General features: G+C 60.0%; 18 protein-coding genes. 10 read left to right on the top strand and 8 right to left on the bottom strand.

Annotated elements, in window-relative coordinates:
- Window positions 1-87: 87 nt before the first annotated feature.
- Together AC07OV_RS15145 and AC07OV_RS15150 are read right to left on the bottom strand one after the other, a co-directional pair.
- Window positions 88-1,410 carry an ABC transporter ATP-binding protein gene (locus tag AC07OV_RS15145; protein ID WP_176996348.1) on the bottom strand — a complete coding sequence of 441 codons (1,323 nt, stop codon included), beginning with the start codon at window positions 1,408-1,410 and terminating at the stop codon, window positions 88-90.
- A 14-nt stretch (window positions 1,411-1,424) separates the two neighbouring features.
- Complete coding sequence (locus AC07OV_RS15150; RefSeq protein WP_176996347.1) at window positions 1,425-3,170, bottom strand: ABC transporter permease; 1,746 nt, start codon at window positions 3,168-3,170, stop codon at window positions 1,425-1,427.
- Window positions 3,171-3,545: 375 nt separating this feature from the next.
- Between AC07OV_RS15150 and AC07OV_RS15155 the strand changes: the two genes are divergently transcribed.
- Complete coding sequence (locus tag AC07OV_RS15155) at window positions 3,546-4,406, top strand: hypothetical protein (RefSeq protein WP_495092494.1); 861 nt, start codon at window positions 3,546-3,548, stop codon at window positions 4,404-4,406.
- Between the two features lie 57 nt (window positions 4,407-4,463).
- Here AC07OV_RS15155 and AC07OV_RS15160 read toward each other — a convergent pair whose 3' ends face one another.
- From AC07OV_RS15160 to AC07OV_RS15180, 5 genes are read right to left on the bottom strand one after another with little or no spacing between them, the layout of a single operon-like run.
- Window positions 4,464-5,192: an alanyl-tRNA editing protein gene (locus tag AC07OV_RS15160; RefSeq protein ID WP_494998931.1), complete on the bottom strand. Its 729-nt coding sequence runs from the start codon at window positions 5,190-5,192 to the stop codon at window positions 4,464-4,466.
- A gap of 2 nt (window positions 5,193-5,194) precedes the next feature.
- Window positions 5,195-6,187 (bottom strand): serine O-acetyltransferase, encoded by a 993-nt coding sequence (locus AC07OV_RS15165; protein ID WP_176996344.1) that lies wholly within the window; start codon window positions 6,185-6,187, stop codon window positions 5,195-5,197.
- A 37-nt stretch (window positions 6,188-6,224) separates the two neighbouring features.
- Window positions 6,225-7,139 (bottom strand): PLP-dependent cysteine synthase family protein, encoded by a 915-nt coding sequence (locus AC07OV_RS15170; protein ID WP_494998930.1) that lies wholly within the window; start codon window positions 7,137-7,139, stop codon window positions 6,225-6,227.
- Between the two features lie 15 nt (window positions 7,140-7,154).
- Complete coding sequence (gene moeB, locus AC07OV_RS15175; protein ID WP_495092495.1) at window positions 7,155-9,017, bottom strand: molybdopterin-synthase adenylyltransferase MoeB; 1,863 nt, start codon at window positions 9,015-9,017, stop codon at window positions 7,155-7,157.
- 26 nt (window positions 9,018-9,043) lie between these two features.
- Window positions 9,044-9,937: a DMT family transporter gene (locus AC07OV_RS15180; RefSeq protein ID WP_176996383.1), complete on the bottom strand. Its 894-nt coding sequence runs from the start codon at window positions 9,935-9,937 to the stop codon at window positions 9,044-9,046.
- Window positions 9,938-10,097: 160 nt separating this feature from the next.
- Between AC07OV_RS15180 and AC07OV_RS15185 the strand changes: the two genes are divergently transcribed.
- Window positions 10,098-11,522 carry an aminotransferase-like domain-containing protein gene (locus AC07OV_RS15185; RefSeq protein ID WP_494998928.1) on the top strand — a complete coding sequence of 475 codons (1,425 nt, stop codon included), beginning with the start codon at window positions 10,098-10,100 and terminating at the stop codon, window positions 11,520-11,522.
- Between the two features lie 130 nt (window positions 11,523-11,652).
- Here AC07OV_RS15185 and ppsR read toward each other — a convergent pair whose 3' ends face one another.
- Complete coding sequence (gene ppsR, locus AC07OV_RS15190) at window positions 11,653-12,471, bottom strand: posphoenolpyruvate synthetase regulatory kinase/phosphorylase PpsR (protein ID WP_176996340.1); 819 nt, start codon at window positions 12,469-12,471, stop codon at window positions 11,653-11,655.
- Window positions 12,472-12,649: 178 nt separating this feature from the next.
- Between ppsR and ppsA the strand changes: the two genes are divergently transcribed.
- From ppsA to AC07OV_RS15230, 8 genes are all read left to right on the top strand, one after another.
- Window positions 12,650-15,025, top strand: coding sequence for a phosphoenolpyruvate synthase (gene ppsA / locus AC07OV_RS15195; RefSeq protein WP_495092496.1), 2,376 nt, complete (start codon window positions 12,650-12,652; stop codon window positions 15,023-15,025).
- Between the two features lie 106 nt (window positions 15,026-15,131).
- On the top strand, window positions 15,132-16,121 hold the full coding sequence (locus tag AC07OV_RS15200; RefSeq protein WP_176996338.1) for an alpha/beta fold hydrolase: 990 nt from the start codon (window positions 15,132-15,134) through the stop codon (window positions 16,119-16,121).
- A 188-nt stretch (window positions 16,122-16,309) separates the two neighbouring features.
- A complete protein-coding gene (rraA, locus tag AC07OV_RS15205; RefSeq protein ID WP_494998927.1) occupies window positions 16,310-16,801 on the top strand; it encodes a ribonuclease E activity regulator RraA in 492 nt (163 codons plus the stop codon).
- Window positions 16,802-16,826: 25 nt separating this feature from the next.
- On the top strand, window positions 16,827-17,822 hold the full coding sequence (locus AC07OV_RS15210; RefSeq protein WP_495092497.1) for a zinc transporter ZntB: 996 nt from the start codon (window positions 16,827-16,829) through the stop codon (window positions 17,820-17,822).
- An 86-nt stretch (window positions 17,823-17,908) separates the two neighbouring features.
- Complete coding sequence (locus tag AC07OV_RS15215; protein ID WP_005790375.1) at window positions 17,909-18,154, top strand: hypothetical protein; 246 nt, start codon at window positions 17,909-17,911, stop codon at window positions 18,152-18,154.
- A 2-nt stretch (window positions 18,155-18,156) separates the two neighbouring features.
- Entirely contained in the window at window positions 18,157-18,981 is an 825-nt protein-coding gene (locus AC07OV_RS15220; protein WP_122717981.1) for a mechanosensitive ion channel family protein, read from the top strand.
- An 87-nt stretch (window positions 18,982-19,068) separates the two neighbouring features.
- Window positions 19,069-19,659 carry an RNA polymerase sigma factor SigX gene (sigX, locus tag AC07OV_RS15225; RefSeq protein WP_003193286.1) on the top strand — a complete coding sequence of 197 codons (591 nt, stop codon included), beginning with the start codon at window positions 19,069-19,071 and terminating at the stop codon, window positions 19,657-19,659.
- A gap of 107 nt (window positions 19,660-19,766) precedes the next feature.
- A complete protein-coding gene (locus AC07OV_RS15230) occupies window positions 19,767-20,750 on the top strand; it encodes an OmpA family protein (protein WP_176996335.1) in 984 nt (327 codons plus the stop codon).
- Window positions 20,751-20,810 lie beyond the last annotated feature (60 nt).

Consider the following 20,810-nt stretch of genomic DNA (forward strand, 5'->3'; position numbering starts at 1 on the left):
GGCTTGCCTGCGATGGCGGTAGTGGATTCACTATTGCTATCGCAGGCAAGCCAGCTCCCACATTGGGATGGTGTTGGTCGAGGGTTTTTACATACTGCCTTCAACATCTTCCAGGCTGAACGTCTCGGTATGGTCGTCATAGGAGAAGATCTCCGCATACCGCCCCCAGGCCACCACGCTTTCCAGGGTTTTTTCCACGAAGGCTTCGGTCATCGAGTCTTCCAGCTCCTGCTCGAAACGCACTCGTGGCGCACGGTGCCCGCTGCGTTCAAGCAGCACCTGATGAATACGCGCGGCCAACGGCACGTGCTGGATCAAATGCTCGGCGAACAGGGTCTTGCGTTCCTGGGTGCCGTAGTCGGCGAACAGCTTGCCGGCGTCGGTGAGGGTGATGTCGGCGCCTTTTAGCTCGGCGAAGCCCAGGTGCTCCAGCATCTCCGCCACCGGGAACAGGTCGTCGACTTCCAACAGACGGCGTTCCGCCACTGTGGGCAAACCGGCATGGCCGTTGTAGGGCTCGGCGGCCAGGGTTTCGATCAGGCCGGCCATCAGGTTGGTGGACACTTCCGGCAGCAGGCTGCCCATTTTCAGCTCCGGTTTGCCGGCGCTGGCATCGGCGCTGCGGCGGTCGGTCATCAATGCGTAGATGTCGTCGACCATCTGCCGGAAGGTCGGGTCCAGGCGGTTGCGCGGGTGGGCAAACGGCACCTTGATCTCGGCCACCACACGGCCGGGGTTGGAGGACAGCACCAGGATGCGGTCGCACATCAACACCGCTTCTTCGATGTTGTGGGTCACGATCAGGATCGACTTGATCGGCAGCTGCTTGCCGCTCCACAGGTCCAGCAGGTCGGTGCGCAGGGTTTCTGCGGTGAGCACGTCCAAGGCCGAGAAGGGTTCGTCCATCAGCAGCAGGGTCGGGTTGACCACCAGGCCCCGGGCAAAGCCCACGCGCTGGCGCATGCCACCGGACAACTCACGCGGGTAGGCGTTTTCGAAGCCGTCCAGGCCGATCAGGTCGATGGCCGCCAGGGCGCGGCGACGGGTTTCCTTGCGCTCGACCTGCAAGGCTTGCAGGCCGGCTTCCACGTTTTCCAGCACGGTCAGCCAGGGGAACAGGGCAAAGGTCTGGAACACCATGGCCACGCCTTCGGCCGGGCCGTTGAGCGGGGCGCCCTGGTAGCGGACTTCGCCCGACGACGGCTGGATCAGGCCGGCGATGATGCGCAGCAAGGTCGACTTGCCGGAGCCGGAACGGCCCAGCATGCCGACGATTTCGCCCTCGTGCAGGCTCAGGTCCACGCCGCTGAGGACTTGCAGCTCGTCCTTGCCTTTGCCGAACACCCGGTTCACGTTTTTCAGCGAGTAGATTTCCGGGGTGTCGACGGTGTGTTCAGTAGAGGTAGTCATCACGACGCATCCCGTCAGTTCAAACGAAGTTTGTTTTCAGCAATGGCGTACATCGGTCGCCAGACCGCGCGGTTGAACGCCACCACAAAGATCGACATCACCACTACGCCCAGGGCGATCTTCGGGAAGTCGCCGGCCGCCGTGGTTTGTGCGATGTAGGCGCCCAGCCCGTGGGCGACCACATTGTCCTGGCCCCAGGACACGTACTCGGACACGATGCTGGCGTTCCACGCCCCGCCCGAGGCGGTGATGGCGCCGGTGACGTAGTAGGGGAAAATCCCCGGCAGCATCACCTTGCGCCACCACAACCAGCCGCGAATGCGGAAGTTGGCGGCGGCTTCCTTGAAGTCGTTGGGGAACGCGGTGGCGCCGGCAATCACGTTGAACAGGATGTACCACTGGGTGCCCAGCACGATCAGCGGGCTCAGCCAGATATCCGGGTTGAGGTGGTAGTGCAGGATCACGATGACGAACACCGGGAACAGCAGGTTCGCCGGGAACGCCGCGAGGAACTGCGCCAGTGGCTGAATCTTCTCTGCCAGCTTGGGGCGCAGGCCGATCATCACGCCCAGGGGCACCCAGATCAGCGAGGCGATCAGGATCAGCCCGGCCACCCGCAGCAGGGTAATCAGGCCCAGCACCAGCACGTGGCCCACTTCGGCCAGGCCCACTTCGGTGCCGACGTACATCACGATGTGATACAGCGCATAGGCGGCCATCAGGGCAATCAGCGTGCCCCACACCCAGTCGATCACTTTTGACGCGGCGGGTGTTTCTACCGGCAATGCCTTGAATGCACCGCCGGCGAGGCTGAAGCGCTTGTTGCCGATACGGCTGATCGCACGGGTGATGGGGCGCAGGATGCGCTGCACGATGCGTGTGCGTTGAATCAGGTTCAGCACCCAGGATTGCGGCGCGTCGCCTTGGGACGCGGTGGTTTCCATGCGGAACTTGTCGGCCCAGGCCACCAGCGGACGGAACAGGAACTGGTCGTAGATCAGGATCACCGCGATCATCGCCAGTATCACGTAGCCCACGGCGTGCAGGTCTTTTTGGGCAATGGCCAGGGCCAGGTACGAACCCACGCCGGGCAGGGTAATGGTCTTGTCGCCCACGGTGATGGCTTCGGAGGCAACCACGAAAAACCAGCCCCCGGACATGCTCATCATCATGTTCCACACCAGCCCCGGCATGGCGAACGGCACGTCGAGCTTCCAGAACTTCTGCCAGCCGGAGAGCCGCAGGTTGGTGGACACTTCCACCAGGTCATGGGGCAGCATGCGCAGCGACTGGTAGAAGCTGAACGTCATGTTCCAGGCCTGGCTGGTGAAGATCGCAAAAATCGCCGCGAACTCGGCCCCCAGCACGCGCCCGGGAAACAGCAGCAGGAAAAACGTCACCGTGAACGAGATGTACCCCAGCACCGGTACCGATTGCAGGATGTCGAGCACCGGCACCAGCAGTTTCTCGGCGCGCCGGCTTTTGGCGGCCAGGGTGCCGTACAAAAAGGTGAACACCAACGCTGCGACCATCGCCGCGAGCATGCGCAGGGTGGTGCGCATCGCGTATTCCGGCAGGTTGGCCGGGTCGAGGGAAATGACTTCGCTTTGCAGGGTGGTGATGGGCGCCCAGGTTTCACGGGCAGTGATGGAGAAAAACAGGAGGAAGCCGATTACCAGCGGCAGGGCGACCAAATCCCAACGGTTGGGCAGCAAGCGCAATGTGGACGCCGGGATGTAGTGGCGGAACACTTTGTTCATAGGCAGTCATTCCTGCAGCGTTCAGGTTCTAGAGAGGTGCGATGGGGGTGAGCTTAGCTTCTGTTCGAAAGACCCACCGGGAATGGGCGGGCGCTCTTTTCCATGGTCGGTTTGCAGCGCGTCAGGGGAGGATGGCCACAGGCGGGATTGTACGTTTCTGAATGTTACAAGCGCATAAATTTCCTGTCAGTTTCCTGTACGAAACGTGGCTTGGGTATCGACGGTTTTTTTACCCTGAAACAAATACCCACGTGGATTTCTCTGCCTCAGGGAACTGGTTTCCTATACGTGCCAATCAGGTAGCTGGATGACTTGTTAGCCAAATCGTCTGACAAACCCTGCACGCGGGCCAACCGCGAAACTGAGAGGTGCTTTATGAACAGTGTCAATAATCAGCAGTATGCGCCCCAATATCGCTACGAAATGCCGCCAACACCGCAATCCGCTTCTTCCAGTGACCCAAGCACCCGCCCAGCCACTACCACGACCGAATCCATGCCGCCCCGCCCTCCGGTGGGGGCAGAGCAACGTGGCCAGTTTTCCAGGCATAACAGCATCGTCAATCGGCAGCCCCAGGGCGCCGAGCCCAACGGCGAGTTGGCAGAATTGACGCAGAAAAATCAGAACCTTGTCGCCAAGTACAAGGCCTTGATCTCAAAGTTCTCGGCGAAGATCACTGAGCTCAATACAAAAATAGAAGGCCTGACTCAGCAGCTCAGTACTTCGGCCCCCAAGCCTGAGCAGGCGCCCGTGGCTGCGCAGACCCAGCCAGAGAACCGGCAAGCCGAGGGGCAAGTCGCGCCGTCTGACGCCGCTGCTACACCGGCTACCCAGGCCCCGGTTGCTGATGCTCAGAGCGCTCAAGGGGTTGGCCAACTGTCAGCAGATATCACCAGGCTACAAAGTGAGTTCAAGCGGTTACTCGACGCCTTCAATACGGCGATGAAAACCCTCACGGAACGTTTGGATAACTTGGCTCAACTGCTCAACAACCGTGCGCCTCAAGACCAAACGGTTCCTGCGCAATCGGACGCCGGCCAGACGGCTTCACCGGAGCACGAAACGGCCCAAACGCCTGCTCCAACAGCGCCAGCAACGGCCAGCATTGATTACCTCAAGCAGGAAAACCAGAATCTTGAGGCTCAGATCGATCGGATGGAACAGTACTTCGAGCAGACAATGTCGACGCTTGAAAAACGCTTCGAAGACCTGACCCAGCAAGTCAGCAAGCAATAAAAAGTAAACCTCGGGTACTGGCTAGTGTGGGGCAACACCCACGCTAGCCTCGGTCGCTCACTCAAAGCGCAGGATCACCCGGCGATTGTGCTTGCTCTTCTTCTCGATCTTTTCGCAGAACACCCGGCCGATTTCCTCGGTGTTGGCCACGTGGGTGCCGCCGCACGGTTGGATATCGATCCCGGCAATTTCGATCACCCGTACCGAACCCTGGATCACTGGCGGTGCCACCGCCTGGGTGCGTGTGATCTGCAGCAGGGTGGCGTATTCCGTGGCGGGCATCGACAGGGTGTTGACCGCGTGAGCCTGCTGGATCAGCGCATTCAGGTCGTGGGTGAGGTTGTCTTTGTCGAGTGTCATTTCCGGCAGGTCGAAATCCAGGCGGCCTTTGTCGGCACTGATGCTGCAACCGGTCACCGGCGCATCGATCAGTGAGCACAACAGGTGCAGGCAAGTGTGCATCTTCATGTGCTGGTAGCGGCGCTCCCAGTCCAGGCCCGCGTCCACCTGTGCTCCAACGGTCAATTGCCCAGGGCAATGTTCCACCTGGTGCCAGATGATCGAGCGCATCACCGGGTCGCGGACCGTTCCCACCACCTCGACCCGCGTGCCATCCGCCAGGGTGAAGTAGCCAGTGTCTCCTGGCTGGCCACCACCTGTGGGGTAGAACAGCGTGTGCTCAAGGGCAATGCCGTGCTCGCCGACCGCAATCACTCGGGCGCTGAAGGTGTTCTGGTAAGGCGCGCTGTCGAACAGCGCCAGGGTCTCCATGGTGTGCACAGACATGTTCAACCTCCGACAATCAGTGGGCTGGCTTGCAACAGGTGACGCACCATTGCGCTCAAGCCAGGGGGGGAGAGCAGGGTGATTTCGAATTCCGGCCCGCTGACTTTAAGGTTCAACGGCAGGCGCGGCAGGTGGTTGCCGAACTCAAGGCGGCGCAGGCGAAATTGCAGGTGATGGCGTTCTTTCACCGTGGGCTCAAGCATCAACCCCGGCAAGGGGTGGAAGTCGGCGTCCAGCACGGTGACCTTGTGGCTGGCGTTGACCTCGCCCACCACGTGCAGGCGCTCATCCAGGGCAAAGGCGCCCAGGTAGTTGCTGTGGTCCGATTCATCATTTTTTTGCAGCTGGATCTGGTTGACCACCTTGACCTTGGTGCCCGCCGGCACGTCCTGGGTGATCACGCAGGACGGGCTGATGAACACGTTGTCGCCAATCAGCACATAGCCCAGCACGCGGGCACCGGAGCCGACCTCGACGTTGTTGCCCAGGCGCGGGTGGCGCTTGCCATCCGGGTTGTTGGCGATGCCGCGCGCGCCGAGGGTGACGCCGCAGAGGATGTAGCAGTCGTTGCCGATCTCGCAGGTCTCGCCGATCACTGTGCCGTAGCCGTGGTCCAGTACGAAGCGCCGACCGATGCGGGCTGCCGGGTGGATTTCGGCACCGGAGAGCACCTTGCCCTGGTTACTGAGCTTGAGGGCGATGCGCGAAAACACGCCGTTGGTCTGGTCGGGGAAGTTCCACACCAGGTGCGCCAGGCGGTAGAACAGCACGGCCTTGAACGAGGCGTAGGACTCCAGAATCAACTCGCCGCGCCCGCGTGACGCCGGGTCGCGGTAGGCGTAGGCGATCAGGTCCTCGGCCACGGCCTGGGCGGCATTCTGGATCAGCGGGGCCAGGTGTGGTTCCAGCTGCTTCATCTGCGTCGGCGTCAGGGTTTTGATGAGGTGGGTGAGCAGCTCATCGTGCAGCTGTTGCATGTCGATAAAGCCCCCCATGGAGGCACCCCCGCATTCTGAATGGTTGGAAAACCGGTTATTCGAAACTGGGCAGGTAACTGTCGGCATTGTCGTAGACCATGGTCAGCACCACCGTTTCGGGCGGCAGTTCGGGTGCCAACTGGGCGATAGCTACCATGTTGGCGGCGGAGGACAGGCCAAGGCTGATGGCGTCGGTGCGCATGATGCGTTTCATCATGTCGATGCATGCCTGGCGCGACACCTTGAGCATGCCGTCGAGCACATCCACGTTGAGAATGCTCGGGATCAGGCCGATCGACAGGCCCTGGATATGGTGCGGCGCGTGCTGGTTTTTCAGCAGGTCGCATTCCTCCGGCTCCACGCCCATCACGCGCAGCGCCGGCCAGGCCGCCTTGAGGGTTTCGCCGATGCCGGTGATATGACCCCCGGTGCCGATGCCGCTGACGAAGTAGTCCACGCGCTGTTCGCCGAACGCACGGAGGATCTCCGGTGCGGTGGTGTCGCGGTGGGTCTGGGGGTTGGCGCCGTTGCGCTGCTGGTTGAGCATCACGTAGCTTGGGTTTTCCAGCTGCAGCTCCATGCATTTTTCGCCGTGGGAATTGTTGCCCAGGCGGCTGTCCGACAGCACCACCTTGGCCCCGTACAGGCGCAGCAGTTTCTGTTTTTCGGGGCTGTAGTTGTCGGGAATCACCAGCACCACTTTGTAGCCCAGCACGTTGCCGGCCATCACCAGGCCGATGCCGGTGTTGCCGCCGCTGGGTTCGATGATGGTCTGCCCCGAATCACGGATCAGCACGCCGCGACGCTCGGCGTCGAGGATCATGCCCAGGGCGATGCGCGCCTTGTGGCTGCCGCCCGGGTTAAGGGATTCGAGCTTGGCGTAGACCTCGATGCCGAGGTCTTCGGAAAACTGCGCCAGGCGCACGATCGGCGTATGGCCGATCACGTCGAGAATCGAGTTATGCAACATTGCTCAGCCCTCGGGTCAGTACAACGGCATGTCGGGTTCGACGTCGCGTACCCAGTGCTTCATGCCACCCTGCAAGACCTTGGTGTTGGCGAAGCCGGCCGCCAGCAAGGTGCTGGCGGCTTGCTCGGCGCGGGTCCCGGCGTAGCAGATCAGGTAATGGGTGTTGTCGCGGCTGAGGCTGTCGAGTTGCCCATCCAGCTCGGCCAAGGGGATGTGCACCACCCCTGGCAATTTGCACACCTCCAGTTCGCTGGCGTCGCGCACATCCACTAGCACGTCTGCACTGCGCGGGTGCTCGAGCAATTGCTTGAGCACGCGGGGCTTGATGTAGCGCTCTTCGGCCAGGGACGGTTGGACGGGTACGGCGTCGGCGCAAACCGCCGACGTGAACGGTTCGCTGTGGCGCAGCGCTGAACAGCAGGGGCAGTCGGCGCGGCGCTTGAAGCGGATTTCGCTGAACTTCATCGCCAGTGCGTCGAAGCGCATCAGGCGACCGGACAGCGGCTCGCCAATGCCAATCAGCAACTTGATGGCCTCGGTGGCCTGGATCATCCCGACCACGCCGGGCAGCACGCCGATCACGCCACCGGCGCTGCAATTGGGCGCCAGTTCGGCGGGAGGGGCCGAAGGAAACAGGCAGCGATAGCAGGGCCCGCCTTTGTAGTTGAGCACGCTGATCTGCCCGTCGAAGCGGTAGATGGCGCCGTACACCAAGGGTTTGCCGAGCTGTACGCAGGCGTCGTTGACGAGGTAGCGGGTGTCGAAGTTATCGGTGCCGTCGATCACCAGGTCGTAGGCGCCCACCAGTTCCAGGGCATTGTCAGCGTTCAAGGCGGTGTCGTGGGCGTTGATCTGGATATGGCGGTTGAGGTCCTGCAGGCGCGCCTTGGCGGACTCGACTTTGGGCAGGCCCAGGGTGCTGTTGCCGTGGACGATCTGGCGTTGCAGGTTGCTGCTTTCCACCACGTCGAAGTCCACCAGGCCCAGGGTGCCGACGCCGGCCGCCGCCAGGTACAGGCTGATGGGCGAGCCCAGGCCACCGGTGCCGATGATCAGCACCTTGGCTTTCTTCAGGTTCAACTGGCCTTCGCGGCCGACGCCGGGCAGGGTGATGTGGCGCACGTAGCGCTGTACCTCCTCATTACTCAACGCGTCAACGTCCATGCCGCCCGAGGTGGCGAGCAGCACTTCGATCCGGGCTTTTTCCGGCAGTGCATCGTCGGCGCCGATCAGTTCTTCCTCGGCGGTGAACAGGAAGTGTTCCTTGAGCTGGTTGTTCTTCTCGTGGAACAGGTGCGGGCGTAACTGAGGGTGACTGTTGCAGAGGTTTTCAATGACTTCGCGCAATGTCGATCCGGTGCCCTCAAGGGTCGATTCCGGCAGCTTGGCCACGCGAACCAGAATGTCGGGGAAAGAGACAGCGTTCATGGACAACTCCGTGTGCAGGTCGTTGAAAGGGTTGAGGGCGAAATGCCTGCCGTCCCAGGCAAACAGCTTTGAGCCCAGGGCCTGGCCCTGGCGAACGTCCACCACCAGGTAGCTGACGGGGTAGATCGGTTCGCCCATGAATAAGGCCTTGTCCTGGTCTTCATCGCTGAAATAGGCGCCGACATCCGGGTGTGAGTGGTAGATCACCACCACCGGGTTGTCGCTGCGAAACGCCTTGTTCATCAGCAGGGTGTCGGCCACCGAAAACGTGTAGCCGTTGGCCGCGCTGCGCGGGTACATCTCGGGGTTCTTGCGGTGCAGCTCATTCTGGATATTGCTGCCCAGGTACACGCTGCCGTCGGCGAAGATGAAGCCGCAGCATTCCTCGGGGTAACTGCGGTTGGCGTGGGCGTAGATCTGTTCAAGGGCTTTTGGGCGGAGGACGTCCATGTTTCTCTCGCGTGGTGGTGAGGGGGTCAAGGTTTCTTGGCCAGGAGCTTTTCAATCGGCAACTTGGTGATCGCAAAACCGGCCAGCAGGATGGCCGAGTACAGCATCAGGTCACGGGAAATCGCCACGCCTTCGTACCAGGCGCCGATGATCACCGCGAACACCGGGAAGATGATGAACACGAACGACAGGATGATCGGGCTCAGGCGCTTGAGCAGCATGAAGTACACGATAAACCCGCCGACCGACGCCACCAGCCCCAGGTAGAACAGCGCACTCCAGGAGCGCAGGGTGATGGTGTCGAAGGCCGGGGTTTCGAACCACAGGCCAGCCACGAACAGCATCAGCCCGGCGATGCCGATGGGCAGGGTGTTGTAGGTGATCACGCTGATGGCGCTGCCTTTCTGCTTGGTAATGACGTAGCACAGGGCATGCATGATCGCGGCGGTCAGGATTGCCAGCACCCCGAAGAACTCGGCGTGGTCTAGGTGCAGGCCCTGGCTCTTGATGATCATGTAGAGGCTGCCGAAACCGATGCCGATGCCGACGACCTGGGAGAAGTAGATGCGCTCGCGCAGGAACAGCGCCGAGAAGATCAGGATGAACACCGGCATGCAGCTGAACAGCAGGGCGGTGAGGCCGGACGAGACATGCATCTCGCCGTAGTTGAGCAGGTAATAGGGAACGCTGAAGTAGGACAGGGTCACGAATACGAAGAACCAGCGGCTCTCACGGGGGAACAGGATCGGCTCGCGACGCACCAGGGCAAAACACAGAAACAGCGGGAAGGCGATGAGGAAGCGCAAGCCTGCGGACGTCAGCGGTGGCACGCTTTCGACGGCGATCTTGATGCCCAGCCAGGTGGTGCCCCAGCTCAGGCACACGATAAGAAACATTACACTGGTCACGAGGCCAGCCAGCCACTGTTTCCGGGAATTTGTTTTTGTTGTGTTTTCGAGAACGGCGGACATTGGCATCGTTTATTGCTTCCCTGAGCCGGAATTGAACTCTATATTGAGCTTGTAATGAGTTGTAAAATTCGGCGATTGAACCCGTAAAAGCACACTATTAGGGCGAAAGATGGCTGTCAAAACAAATATTGACATGGTGTCAATTATGCGTGAGGGGTTGTCCAACGGGCAGGGCGTGAAGTACAAGCGCCTGTCCGATGTCATGGAACGGGGCATCCTCGAAGGCTTGATTGAACCGGGAAGAAAACTGCCGCCCCATCGGGTGCTTTCCGACAATCTGGGTGTGACGATCGGCACCATCAGCCGGGCCTACGGCGAGCTGGAACGCCTGGGGTTGGTGGTGGCGCGGGTGGGTGACGGCACATTCGTGCGCAAGCGTGGGATGGAGCGCCAGCGCGACGAAGGCTTTCGCAATTTCAGCGAGGAGCCGCGCCAATACTTCGACATGAGCCGCAACATGCATATCCCGGGTCAGGAAACGGTGTTCCTGGCCCAGAGCTTCCAAACCCTGTCGACCAACGCCAAATTCCTCCAGGACATTAGCGCTTACACCCCGGACGCCGGTTTGCCGCGCTACCGTGAGGCGGGCGCGCAGTGGCTGGTGCAGAGCGACTTTCACCCGATTCCCGAGCAGGTCATCTGCGTCAATGGCGGTCAGCACGGTTTGTTGTGCGCCATGATGGCGTTGTTGCGGGCGGGCGATACGGTGGTCACCGAACAACTGACTTACCCCGGGTTGATCACCGCTGCGCGTATGCTCGGCGTGCGGCTGATCGGCCTGGAGATGGACGAAGAGGGCGTGCTGCCGGGCGCGCTGGATGAGGTTTGCCGCAATCACCGGGTGTCGGCGCTGTACTGCACACCGACCATCCAGAACCCGACCACGGCAGTGCTGTCGATCCCGCGTCGGGAGGCCCTGGCCAAGGTCTGCCGTGAGCACAACCTGCTGATATTGGAAGACGAAGCCCACGGGGTGCTGGTGGAGGATCGCCCGCCACCCCTGAGCTTTTTCGCGCCCGAGCGTACGATTCTGATCAGCAGCTTGAGCAAGGCGGTGTCAGCCGGGTTGCGCGTGGGGTACGTGCATGCGCCGCCGGCACTGGTCAGCCGTATCTCGGCAGCGCTGCGCTCGACGTGCTGGATGGCCACCCCGGTGACCCTCGAACTGGCCACCCAGTGGATCGAAAACGGCACAGCGGAATACCTGCTGCGCCAACAGATCAATGAGATCAGCCGGCGCAAGGCATTGGTGAAAGATCTGTTGAATGGCCTGCAATACCGTACCCACCTCAACAGCCCGCACTTCTGGATTGAAGTGCCAGAGCCTTGGCGGGCGTCGGAAATCGAGGCGGAGCTCAAGCAGAATAATTACCTGATCGCCACTGCCGAGGCATTTGCCGTGGGGCAGACGGCGGTGCCGCAGTTTATTCGGGCGAGTATCTGCAATACGTCGGGGGATGATCAGTTGCTACGGGCGGGGTTTGATGCGTTGGCTACCGCGCTGGGGCAGGGGGGCGGGCGGTTTCACCTCTAATTGGCAGGCTCACCGCGTTATCGTTCTTCGCGGGCAAGCCCGCTCCCACATTTGACCGAGATCCAACTCTGGAATGCAGTCAAATGTGGGAGCTGGCTTGCCTGCGAAGAGGCCAGCCCGGGCAACACAATTATTTGAACCTGCGCTCCACACCCTTCTCCACCAAAATCTTCGCCGAAATCTCTTCCACCGAAAAATGCGTGGAATTGATGTGCGCAATGTTCTCGCGACGGAACAGATTTTCCACTTCGCGCACTTCGAATTCGCACTGGGCGTAGCTGGAGTAGCGGCTGTTGGGCTTGCGTTCGTTGCGAATGGAGGTGAGGCGATCCGGGTCGATGGTCAGGCCAAACAGCTTGTGCCGGTGCGAGCGCAGGGCCGATGGCAGCGTCAGGTGCTCCATGTCGTCTTCGGTCAGCGGGTAGTTGGCCGCACGAATACCGAACTGCATGGCCATGTACAGGCAGGTGGGCGTTTTGCCGCAGCGCGACACGCCCACCAGGATCAAATCAGCTTTGTCGTAATAGTGGGTGCGGGCCCCGTCGTCGTTGTCGAGGGCGAAGTTCACCGCCTCGATCCGCTCCATATAGTTGGAGTTGTGGCCAATGGAATGGGACTTTCCTACGGAGTAGGAGGAGTGTTCGCTCAGCTCCTGTTCCAGTGGCGCCAGGAACGTGGAGAAGATGTCGATCATGAAACCATTCGACGTTGCGAGAATCTCACGAATGTCCTGGTTGACGATGGTGTCGAAAATGATCGGACGAAAACCGTCTTTTTCGGCCGCCAGATTGATTTGTTGTACCATGGCCCGCGCTTTATCCACGCTGTCGATATAGGGCCGTGTGAATTTGGCGAAGGTAATGTTTTCGAACTGTGCGAGCAGGCTTTGACCCAATGTTTCGGCTGTAATGCCGGTGCCGTCGGAGATAAAGAAAGCAGATCGTTTCATTTGAGCCCTGGGCCTTAAGCTGATGACGAATCTTGGATATGATAGGCGCGATTTTGCCGTCCCGCAGTGGGCCGCATTCTCACTTATTTTCCAGGTCCAGGCCACAAACGCTGGCGAACGCTCCTACTGAGCAGCCGGCGTCCTGAGCTTTTCCAACACAGAAAGTGGAGAGATCACCTTGGTAGAGTACGTAGTTTCCCTCGATAAGCTCGGCGTCCATGATGTAGAGCATGTGGGGGGCAAGAACGCATCCCTCGGCGAGATGATCAGTAATCTTGCAGGCGCTGGGGTCTCGGTGCCCGGTGGTTTCGCCACCACGGCCCAGGCCTACCGCGACTTCCTCGAGCTGAGCGGCCTCAACGCCCAGATCCACGCCGCGCTGGACGCCCTGGACGTCGACGACGTCAACGCCCTGGCCAAGACCGGCAGCCAGATCCGCCAATGGATCATGGAAGCCGAGTTCCCCGAGAAGCTCAACGAAGAAATCCGTAACGCCTTCGCCACTTTATCGGCTGGCAACCCGGACATGGCCGTTGCCGTGCGCTCTTCGGCCACCGCCGAAGACTTGCCGGACGCCTCCTTCGCCGGCCAGCAGGAAACCTTCCTCAACATCCGCGGTGTGGAAAACGTCATCCGTGCGGCCAAGGAAGTGTTCGCCTCGCTGTTCAACGACCGCGCCATTTCCTACCGCGTACACCAGGGTTTCGACCACAAGCTGGTGGCCTTGTCTGCCGGTGTGCAGCGCATGGTGCGTTCGGAAACCGGCACAGCCGGCGTGATGTTCACCCTGGACACCGAATCGGGCTTCCGTGACGTGGTGTTCATCACCGGTGCCTACGGCCTGGGCGAAACCGTCGTACAAGGCGCGGTCAACCCCGACGAATTCTACGTGCACAAGCACACCCTTGAGGCCGGTCGCCCGGCCATCCTGCGCCGTAACCTGGGCAGCAAGGCAATCAAGATGATCTACGGCGACGAGGCCAAGGCCGGTCGCTCGGTAAAAACCGTTGAAGTCGACAAGGCCGAACGCGCGCGTTTCTGCCTGACCGACGCTGAAGTCAGCGAATTGGCCAAGCAAGCGATGATCATCGAAAAGCACTACAAGTGCCCGATGGACATCGAATGGGCCAAGGACGGTGACGACGGCAAGCTGTACATCGTGCAGGCCCGTCCTGAAACCGTGAAGAGCCGCACCTCGGCCAACGTCATGGAACGCTACCTGCTGAAAGAAACCGGCACCGTGCTGGTGGAAGGTCGCGCCATTGGCCAGCGCATCGGCGCCGGCAAGGTAAGGATCATCAAGGACGTGTCCGAAATGGACAAGGTCCAGCCAGGTGACGTGCTGGTCTCCGACATGACCGACCCGGACTGGGAACCGGTGATGAAGCGCGCCAGCGCCATCGTCACCAACCGTGGCGGGCGTACTTGCCACGCGGCGATCATCGCCCGTGAACTGGGCATTCCGGCGGTCGTGGGCTGCGGCAACGCCACCCAACTGCTCAAAGATGGCCAGGGCGTTACCGTGTCTTGTGCCGAAGGCGACACCGGTTTCATCTTCGAAGGCGAGCTGGGCTTCGATATCAAGCAGAACTCCATCGACGCCATGCCGGACCTGCCGTTCAAGATCATGATGAACGTCGGCAACCCGGACCGCGCCTTTGATTTCGCACAGTTGCCGAACGCCGGTGTGGGCCTGGCCCGCCTGGAGTTCATCATCAACCGCATGATCGGCGTGCACCCCAAGGCCTTGCTGAACTACGACGGCCTGCCGCTGGACCTCAAGGAAAGCGTCGACAAGCGCATTGCTGGCTACAACGACCCTGTCGGCTTCTATGTCGAGAAACTGGTCGAAGGCATCAGCACCCTGGCGGCGGCGTTCTACCCGAAAAAGGTCATCGTGCGTCTGTCGGACTTCAAGTCCAACGAATACGCTAACCTGATCGGCGGCAAGCTCTACGAGCCGGAAGAAGAAAACCCGATGCTGGGCTTCCGTGGCGCTTCGCGTTACATCAGCGAATCGTTCCGCGATTGCTTCGAACTCGAGTGCCGTGCCCTCAAGCGCGTGCGCAACGAGATGGGCCTGACCAACGTCGAGATTATGGTGCCGTTCGTGCGCACCCTGGGCGAGGCGAGCCAGGTGGTGGACTTGCTGGCCGAAAATGGCCTGACCCGTGGTGAAAACGGCCTGCGCGTGATCATGATGTGCGAACTGCCGTCCAACGCGATCCTGGCTGAAGAGTTCCTGGAGTTCTTCGACGGTTTCTCCATCGGCTCCAACGACCTGACCCAGCTGACCCTGGGCCTGGACCGCGACTCGGGGATCATTGCCCACTTGTTCGACGAGCGTAATCCTGCGGTCAAGAAGCTGCTGGCCAATGCCATCCAGGCCTGCAACAAGGCTGGCAAGTACATCGGCATCTGCGGCCAAGGCCCTTCCGACCACCCTGACCTGGCCAAATGGCTGATGGAGCAGGGCATCGAAAGTGTCTCGCTGAACCCCGACTCCGTGCTGGAAACCTGGTTCTTCCTGGCAGAAGGCCAAGCGTCCGTCTAAGGTCGTTACGTCAAAAGTGCCGGTCACTCTCACAGGGTGACCGGCATTCTTATCTGTACAGGGCGGGAATCCTTGCGGACGCCGCCCTTTTTTGTGCAAGAGCATTATGCAAAGCAGCAGCAACCTGTTTCCCGTCGCCCTGATCAGCGCTGAACGTCGTGGCGACCTGAGTGAAGACGTGTACCGCCTCAAGCCCGGTAACAGCCCCGACGGTACCGTCGAGTTGGCCGTGACCCGCTTGGGCCTGGCCGATGTCCCGGAAAACCGGGGCATCCCGGTTATTTTATTGCATGGCAGTTTTTCCAACCGGCGCTTCTGGTACTCGCCTAAAGGCATCGGCCTGGGCGCTTACCTGGCGCGGTTGGGGTTTGATGTCTGGATCCCGGAAATGCGCGGCCATGGCCTGTCCAAGCGCAATCATGACTATGCCCGCAACCGCGTGGCCGACTACGCGCGTTACGATTTGCCGGCGATCGGCGCGTTCGTGCGCGAGCAAAGTGCGCAGGTTCCCCATTGGATCGGCCATTCCCTGGGCGGCATCAGCCTGGCGGCGGCCCTTGGCGGGCAGCACCTGGGCGCGCCGGCAGTGGCGTCGGTGGCGCTGTTTGGCAGTCAGGTCAGCCGCACCCATTGGCCGTTGAAACTGCCGCCGGTGGAGTGGACGGGCCGCTTGCTGTTGAAACGCTTTGGCGAGGTGTCCGGCTCGCGCCTCAAGCGTGGCCCCGAGGATGAACCGGCCGGTGTGATGATCGAGGCCATGCGCTGGAACGGCCTGTTTGGCCGCTTTGGCGAAGGCAAGAACGATTGGTGGAAAGGCTTGGCAGAGGTCGATGTGCCGCTGCTGGCGGTGAGTGCGGCGGGTGACCAGCAAGACCCGGACTGGGCGTGTCGCAAGTTGTTCGAGCAAGTCGGTTCAGAGCACCGTCAATACCTGTGCCTGGGCCGCCAGCAAGGGTTTACCGGGGATTTCGGTCATGTGGAGATGCTGGTCAGCAAGGCCGCCCAGGCCGAGGTCTGGCCGTTGGTGGCGCAATGGCTGAAAGACCCGCTGACACCTTTATTCGGGGCACAATCGGAGGTGGCGGCAACGGTTTGACGAAGCGCTCTGCCAAGGGCGTTTCACTCGTGTGTGGTTGCGGCTAAGATATGACGCGTTAAACGCTTCTGGTCATATTCAGTCGCGCAGTGGCTATTGCGTTGCGCCGTCGGGGATGGGAAGGTCTGCCCCCGCTGTGCCTGGCGCTTCTTTCGAAAGACACCTCTTTGGCAGAAAGGAATTTTTCAATGAACCATTACGTGACCCCCGACCTGTGCGACGCCTACCCTGAACTGGTGCAGGTGCTTGAGCCGATGTTCAGCAATTTTGGCGGCCGAGATTCCTTTGGTGGCGAGATCGTCACCATCAAGTGCTTCGAAGACAACTCCCTGGTCAAGGCGCAAGCCGACCTGCCGGGCGCCGGCAAAGTGCTGGTGGTGGACGGTGGCGGCTCCCTGCGCCGCGCGTTGCTGGGTGACATGATCGCCGAGAAAGCCGCGAAAAACGGCTGGGAAGGGATGGTGATCTACGGTTGCATCCGCGACGTTGATGTCATTGCCCAGACCGACCTGGGGGTGCAGGCACTGGCGACGCATCCGATGAAGACCGACAAGCGCGGCATTGGCGACCTGAACGTGGTCGTGACCTTTGCCGGCGTGACATTCCGTCCGGGTGAGTACGTGTATGCCGACAATAACGGCGTGATCGTGTCGCCAAGCCCGCTGAAAATGCCTGAATAAACCGCTGCAGACCAAAGGGGTGAGGATGTTCGAGGAAGAAAACGCGCAATGGGGGCTGGTGCATGCCCTGGTGCTGGACGGTAAAGGCGGCGCGCGTTCGATTGCCCGGACTGAGCTAGACGACCTGCAACTGCAACCGCAGGAAAGCCTGTGGCTGCATTGGGATCGCAGCCATCCGCAGACCCAGACCTGGCTGCGCCGGTCCAGTGGCTTGAGCGAGTTCGCCTGCGACTTGCTGCTGGAAGAAAACACCCGTCCGCGCTTGTTGCCGCTGCCGGATGACGAATTGCTGCTGTTTCTGCGCGGGATCAACCTCAACCCGGGCGCCGAGCCGGAAGACATGGTCTCGGTGCGGATCTTTGCGGCGGCCAATCGTGTGATTTCCCTGCGTCTGCGCCCCTTGCGCGCCACTGACGAGCTGCTGGTGCAGCTGGCGGACGGCAAAGGGCCGAAAACCGCTTCGGAACTCATCCTTTATATGGCGCAGTACCTGACCCATAAAGTGCAGGACCTGGTCACTGACCTGTCTGAAATCGTCGATTCCGAAGAAGAAAAACTCGATGCCGACGAACGGTATACCCCGGAGCATGGCAACGTTTTGCAGATCCGTCGGCGAGCCGCTGGGCTGAAGCGATTCCTCGCGCCGCAGCGGGATATTTTTGCCCAACTGACGCGAATCAAATTGCCGTGGTTTTGTGACGACGATGCCGACTATTGGAACGAATTGAACAACAGCCTGACCCGCTACCTGGAAGAGCTTGAATTGACCCGGGAGCGCGTGGGGCTTGTGCTGGAGGCTGAAGACCGGCGCTTGAGCGTGCGCATGAACCGCACCATGTACCGCTTCGGTATCATTACCGGGATATTCCTGCCGATGAGTTTTCTCACCGGCTTGCTGGGCATCAATGTGGGCGGTATTCCGTTCTCCGCCAGCCCCTACGGATTCGTGATTGCCTGCCTGATGATGGTGGCAGTTGCGCTCGGACAATGGTGGCTTTTTCGACGATTACGCTGGGTTTGACCTGAATATGACCTGAACGTAGGAAAGGTCCCATGTGACCCCAAGAATTTTACCCTCGTCTTTTAAATCACTTGCGAGAGGTCTTTATGCACGATCCGTTCGAACAGTCTTTGCGTGACATGCTCAATGCCTCGCCATCCAACCGGGATGACGATGCCTGCCTGGGCCGCGTGTTGAAAACCGCCAACCGTCAGGTAGGGGCGGGTGACCTGTTCGGCCTGCTCGGTCGTTGGCTGCCGGCGTTGATGATGGCCCTGAACAATGGTTCGGCCCACGTATCGCCGGTGTCCCGTCGTAAACCTCTTGCTCGCACTGCTGATAAGGCTGATTGAATATGGAACTTGATCTCTGGACCCAGAGCCTGGTCACCGCGATGACCGCATTGTGGACCAAGGTGGCGAACTTCATTCCCAACCTGTTTGGTGCCCTGGTCCTGGTACTGCTGGGCTTTGTCGTGGCCAAGCTGCTCGACACCCTGCTGTCCAAATTGCTCGCAAAACTCGGCCTGGATCGCTTGATGGCAGGCACCGGCCTGACCAAGCTGCTGGGACGTGCCGGCCTGCAAGTGCCGATTTCCACCTTGATCGGCAAGATCGTCTATTGGTTCGTTCTACTTATTTTTCTGGTTTCTGCGGCTCAATCCCTTGGCCTTGAGCGAGTTTCAGCTACGCTCGACATGCTGGCACTGTATTTGCCGAAGGTTTTCGGCGGCGCGCTGGTACTGCTGGTAGGTGTTTTGCTGGCGCAACTGGCCAATGGGCTGGTGCGCGGCGCCGCTGAAGGCGTGGGGTTGGACTATGCTGCCGGCCTTGGGCGAATTGCCCAGGGGCTGGTCATCATCATCAGTATTTCGGTCGCGATCAGCCAGTTGGAGGTCAAGACTGACCTGCTCAACCACGTGATCGTGATCGTTTTGATTACCGTTGGTCTGGCCGTTGCGCTGGCCATGGGGTTGGGAAGCCGGGAAATTGCCGGGCAGATTCTTGCGGGAATCTATGTGCGTGAGCTGTATCAGGTTGGGCAACAGGTGCGTATAGGCGAGGTCGAAGGACAGATCGAGGAGATCGGCACAGTCAAGACGACGGTGCTGACCGATGACGGCGACCTGGTGTCGCTGTCCAACCGGATCCTCCTGGAGCAGCAGGTCAGTAGCCGCTAACCCGGCAAACCCTGCTAATGTACGCCGCCGCAAACCCGGGTAGCCGGGCTGTAGCGGACATTGACCTGACTGTCGGCACGACTTGTTTTGAATAAAGCCCAAACGCTGTCCACGCGCTATGACCCCCGTGAGCTCTCTGATGAGGAGTTGGTCGCGCGCTCGCACACGGAGCTGTTTCACGTAACACGCGCGTACGAAGAATTGATGCGCAGATATCAACGCACTCTGTTCAACGTTTGTTCAAGGTATTTAGGGAACGATAGAGATGCGGATGATGTCTGTCAGGAAGTGATGCTCAAGGTGCTGTATGGCCTGAAGAACTTCGAGGGCAAATCGAAGTTCAAGACATGGCTATATAGCATCACGTACAACGAGTGCATCACGCAGTATCGCAAGGAACGGCGAAAGCGTCGCTTGATGGACGCGTTGAGTCTGGACCCCCTGGAGGAAGCGTCTGAAGAGAAGGCGCCAGCACCCGAGGAAAAGGGCGGACTTGATCGCTGGTTGGTGCATGTGAACCCGATTGACCGCGAAATTCTGGTGCTACGATTTGTCGCAGAACTGGAGTTTCAGGAAATCGCTGACATCATGCATATGGGTTTGAGTGCTACAAAAATGCGTTACAAACGTGCTCTTGATAAATTACGTGAGAAATTTGCGGGCGAGACTGAAACTTAGTGCGTGGCAAATATCTCTTACGTGTAGGCAAGTTCTGTTAGACTTGTCGCCGAGTTGTCCCCCGGTTTGTGGGACTGCTTTACAATCACCAGATGGGGATTTAACGGATGAAACTGAAAAACACCTTGGGCTTTGCCATTGGTTCTCTTATTGCTGCCACTTCTTTCGGCGCTCTGGCACAAGGCCAAGGCGCAGTTGAAGGCCAGCTGTTCTACAAGAAGCAGTACAACGATAGCGTCAAGCACATCGAAGACGGCTTCAACCCTGGCGCAAGCATCGGTTACTTCTTGACCGACGACGTGTCGATCAACCTGAACTACGACACCACCAACCACACCCGTTCGAACGACGGTACTGGCAACCAGAAGATCAAAGGTGACACTGGCAGCGTGACTGCTCAGTACCACTTCGGTCAGGCCGGTGTTGATTCCCTGCGTCCATACGTAGAAGGTGGTTTCGGTCACCAATCCCGTACCAATGTACAGGCTGACGGCCACAGCGGTCGCGACCAGTCGACCCTGGCTATCGCTGGCGCTGGTGTGAAGTACTACTTCACCAACAACCTGTTCGCCCGTGCTGGTGTTGAGTCTGACTACAACCTGGACAACGGCAAGTGGGATTACTCCGCACTGGTTGGCCTGGGTGTGAACTTCGGCGGCAACGCTGGCGCAGTTGCTCCAGCTCCTACCCCAGCACCAGCTCCAGAGCCAACTCCAGAGCCAGAAGCTCCAGTTGCTCAGGTTGTTCGTGTTGAGCTGGACGTTAAGTTCGACTTCGACAAATCCGTTGTTAAGCCTAACAGCTACGGCGACGTGAAAAACCTGGCCGACTTCATGAAGCAGTACCCACAAACCACCACCGTGGTTGAAGGTCACACTGACTCCGTAGGTCCAGACGCTTACAACCAGAAGCTGTCCCAGCGTCGTGCTGACGCTGTTAAGCAAGTTCTGGTCAAAGACGGTATCGCTCCTAACCGCGTTAGCTCGGTTGGCTACGGTAAATCCCGTCCAGTTGCTGACAACGCAACTGAAGCAGGCCGTGCTATCAACCGTCGCGTAGAAGCCTCGGTAGAAGCTCAAGCTGCTCAGTAATTACTGAGTGGTAGAAAAAAGCCCGGCTTAGGCCGGGCTTTTTTTCGCCTTGAATTTGCC

Source organism: Pseudomonas sp. GW821-FHT09A09 (assembly GCF_059418405.1).

Coding starts and splice junctions, on each gene's coding strand:
- AC07OV_RS15145 (WP_176996348.1), bottom strand. CDS start 1,410: ATGACTACCTCTACTGAACACACCGTCGACACCCCGGAAATCTACTCG.
- AC07OV_RS15150 (WP_176996347.1), bottom strand. CDS start 3,170: ATGAACAAAGTGTTCCGCCACTACATCCCGGCGTCCACATTGCGCTTG.
- AC07OV_RS15155 (WP_495092494.1), top strand. CDS start 3,546: ATGAACAGTGTCAATAATCAGCAGTATGCGCCCCAATATCGCTACGAA.
- AC07OV_RS15160 (WP_494998931.1), bottom strand. CDS start 5,192: ATGTCTGTGCACACCATGGAGACCCTGGCGCTGTTCGACAGCGCGCCT.
- AC07OV_RS15165 (WP_176996344.1), bottom strand. CDS start 6,187: ATGGGGGGCTTTATCGACATGCAACAGCTGCACGATGAGCTGCTCACC.
- AC07OV_RS15170 (WP_494998930.1), bottom strand. CDS start 7,139: ATGTTGCATAACTCGATTCTCGACGTGATCGGCCATACGCCGATCGTG.
- moeB (WP_495092495.1), bottom strand. CDS start 9,017: ATGGACGTCCTCCGCCCAAAAGCCCTTGAACAGATCTACGCCCACGCC.
- AC07OV_RS15185 (WP_494998928.1), top strand. CDS start 10,098: ATGGCTGTCAAAACAAATATTGACATGGTGTCAATTATGCGTGAGGGG.
- ppsR (WP_176996340.1), bottom strand. CDS start 12,471: ATGAAACGATCTGCTTTCTTTATCTCCGACGGCACCGGCATTACAGCC.
- AC07OV_RS15200 (WP_176996338.1), top strand. CDS start 15,132: ATGCAAAGCAGCAGCAACCTGTTTCCCGTCGCCCTGATCAGCGCTGAA.
- rraA (WP_494998927.1), top strand. CDS start 16,310: ATGAACCATTACGTGACCCCCGACCTGTGCGACGCCTACCCTGAACTG.
- AC07OV_RS15210 (WP_495092497.1), top strand. CDS start 16,827: ATGTTCGAGGAAGAAAACGCGCAATGGGGGCTGGTGCATGCCCTGGTG.
- AC07OV_RS15215 (WP_005790375.1), top strand. CDS start 17,909: ATGCACGATCCGTTCGAACAGTCTTTGCGTGACATGCTCAATGCCTCG.
- AC07OV_RS15220 (WP_122717981.1), top strand. CDS start 18,157: ATGGAACTTGATCTCTGGACCCAGAGCCTGGTCACCGCGATGACCGCA.
- AC07OV_RS15230 (WP_176996335.1), top strand. CDS start 19,767: ATGAAACTGAAAAACACCTTGGGCTTTGCCATTGGTTCTCTTATTGCT.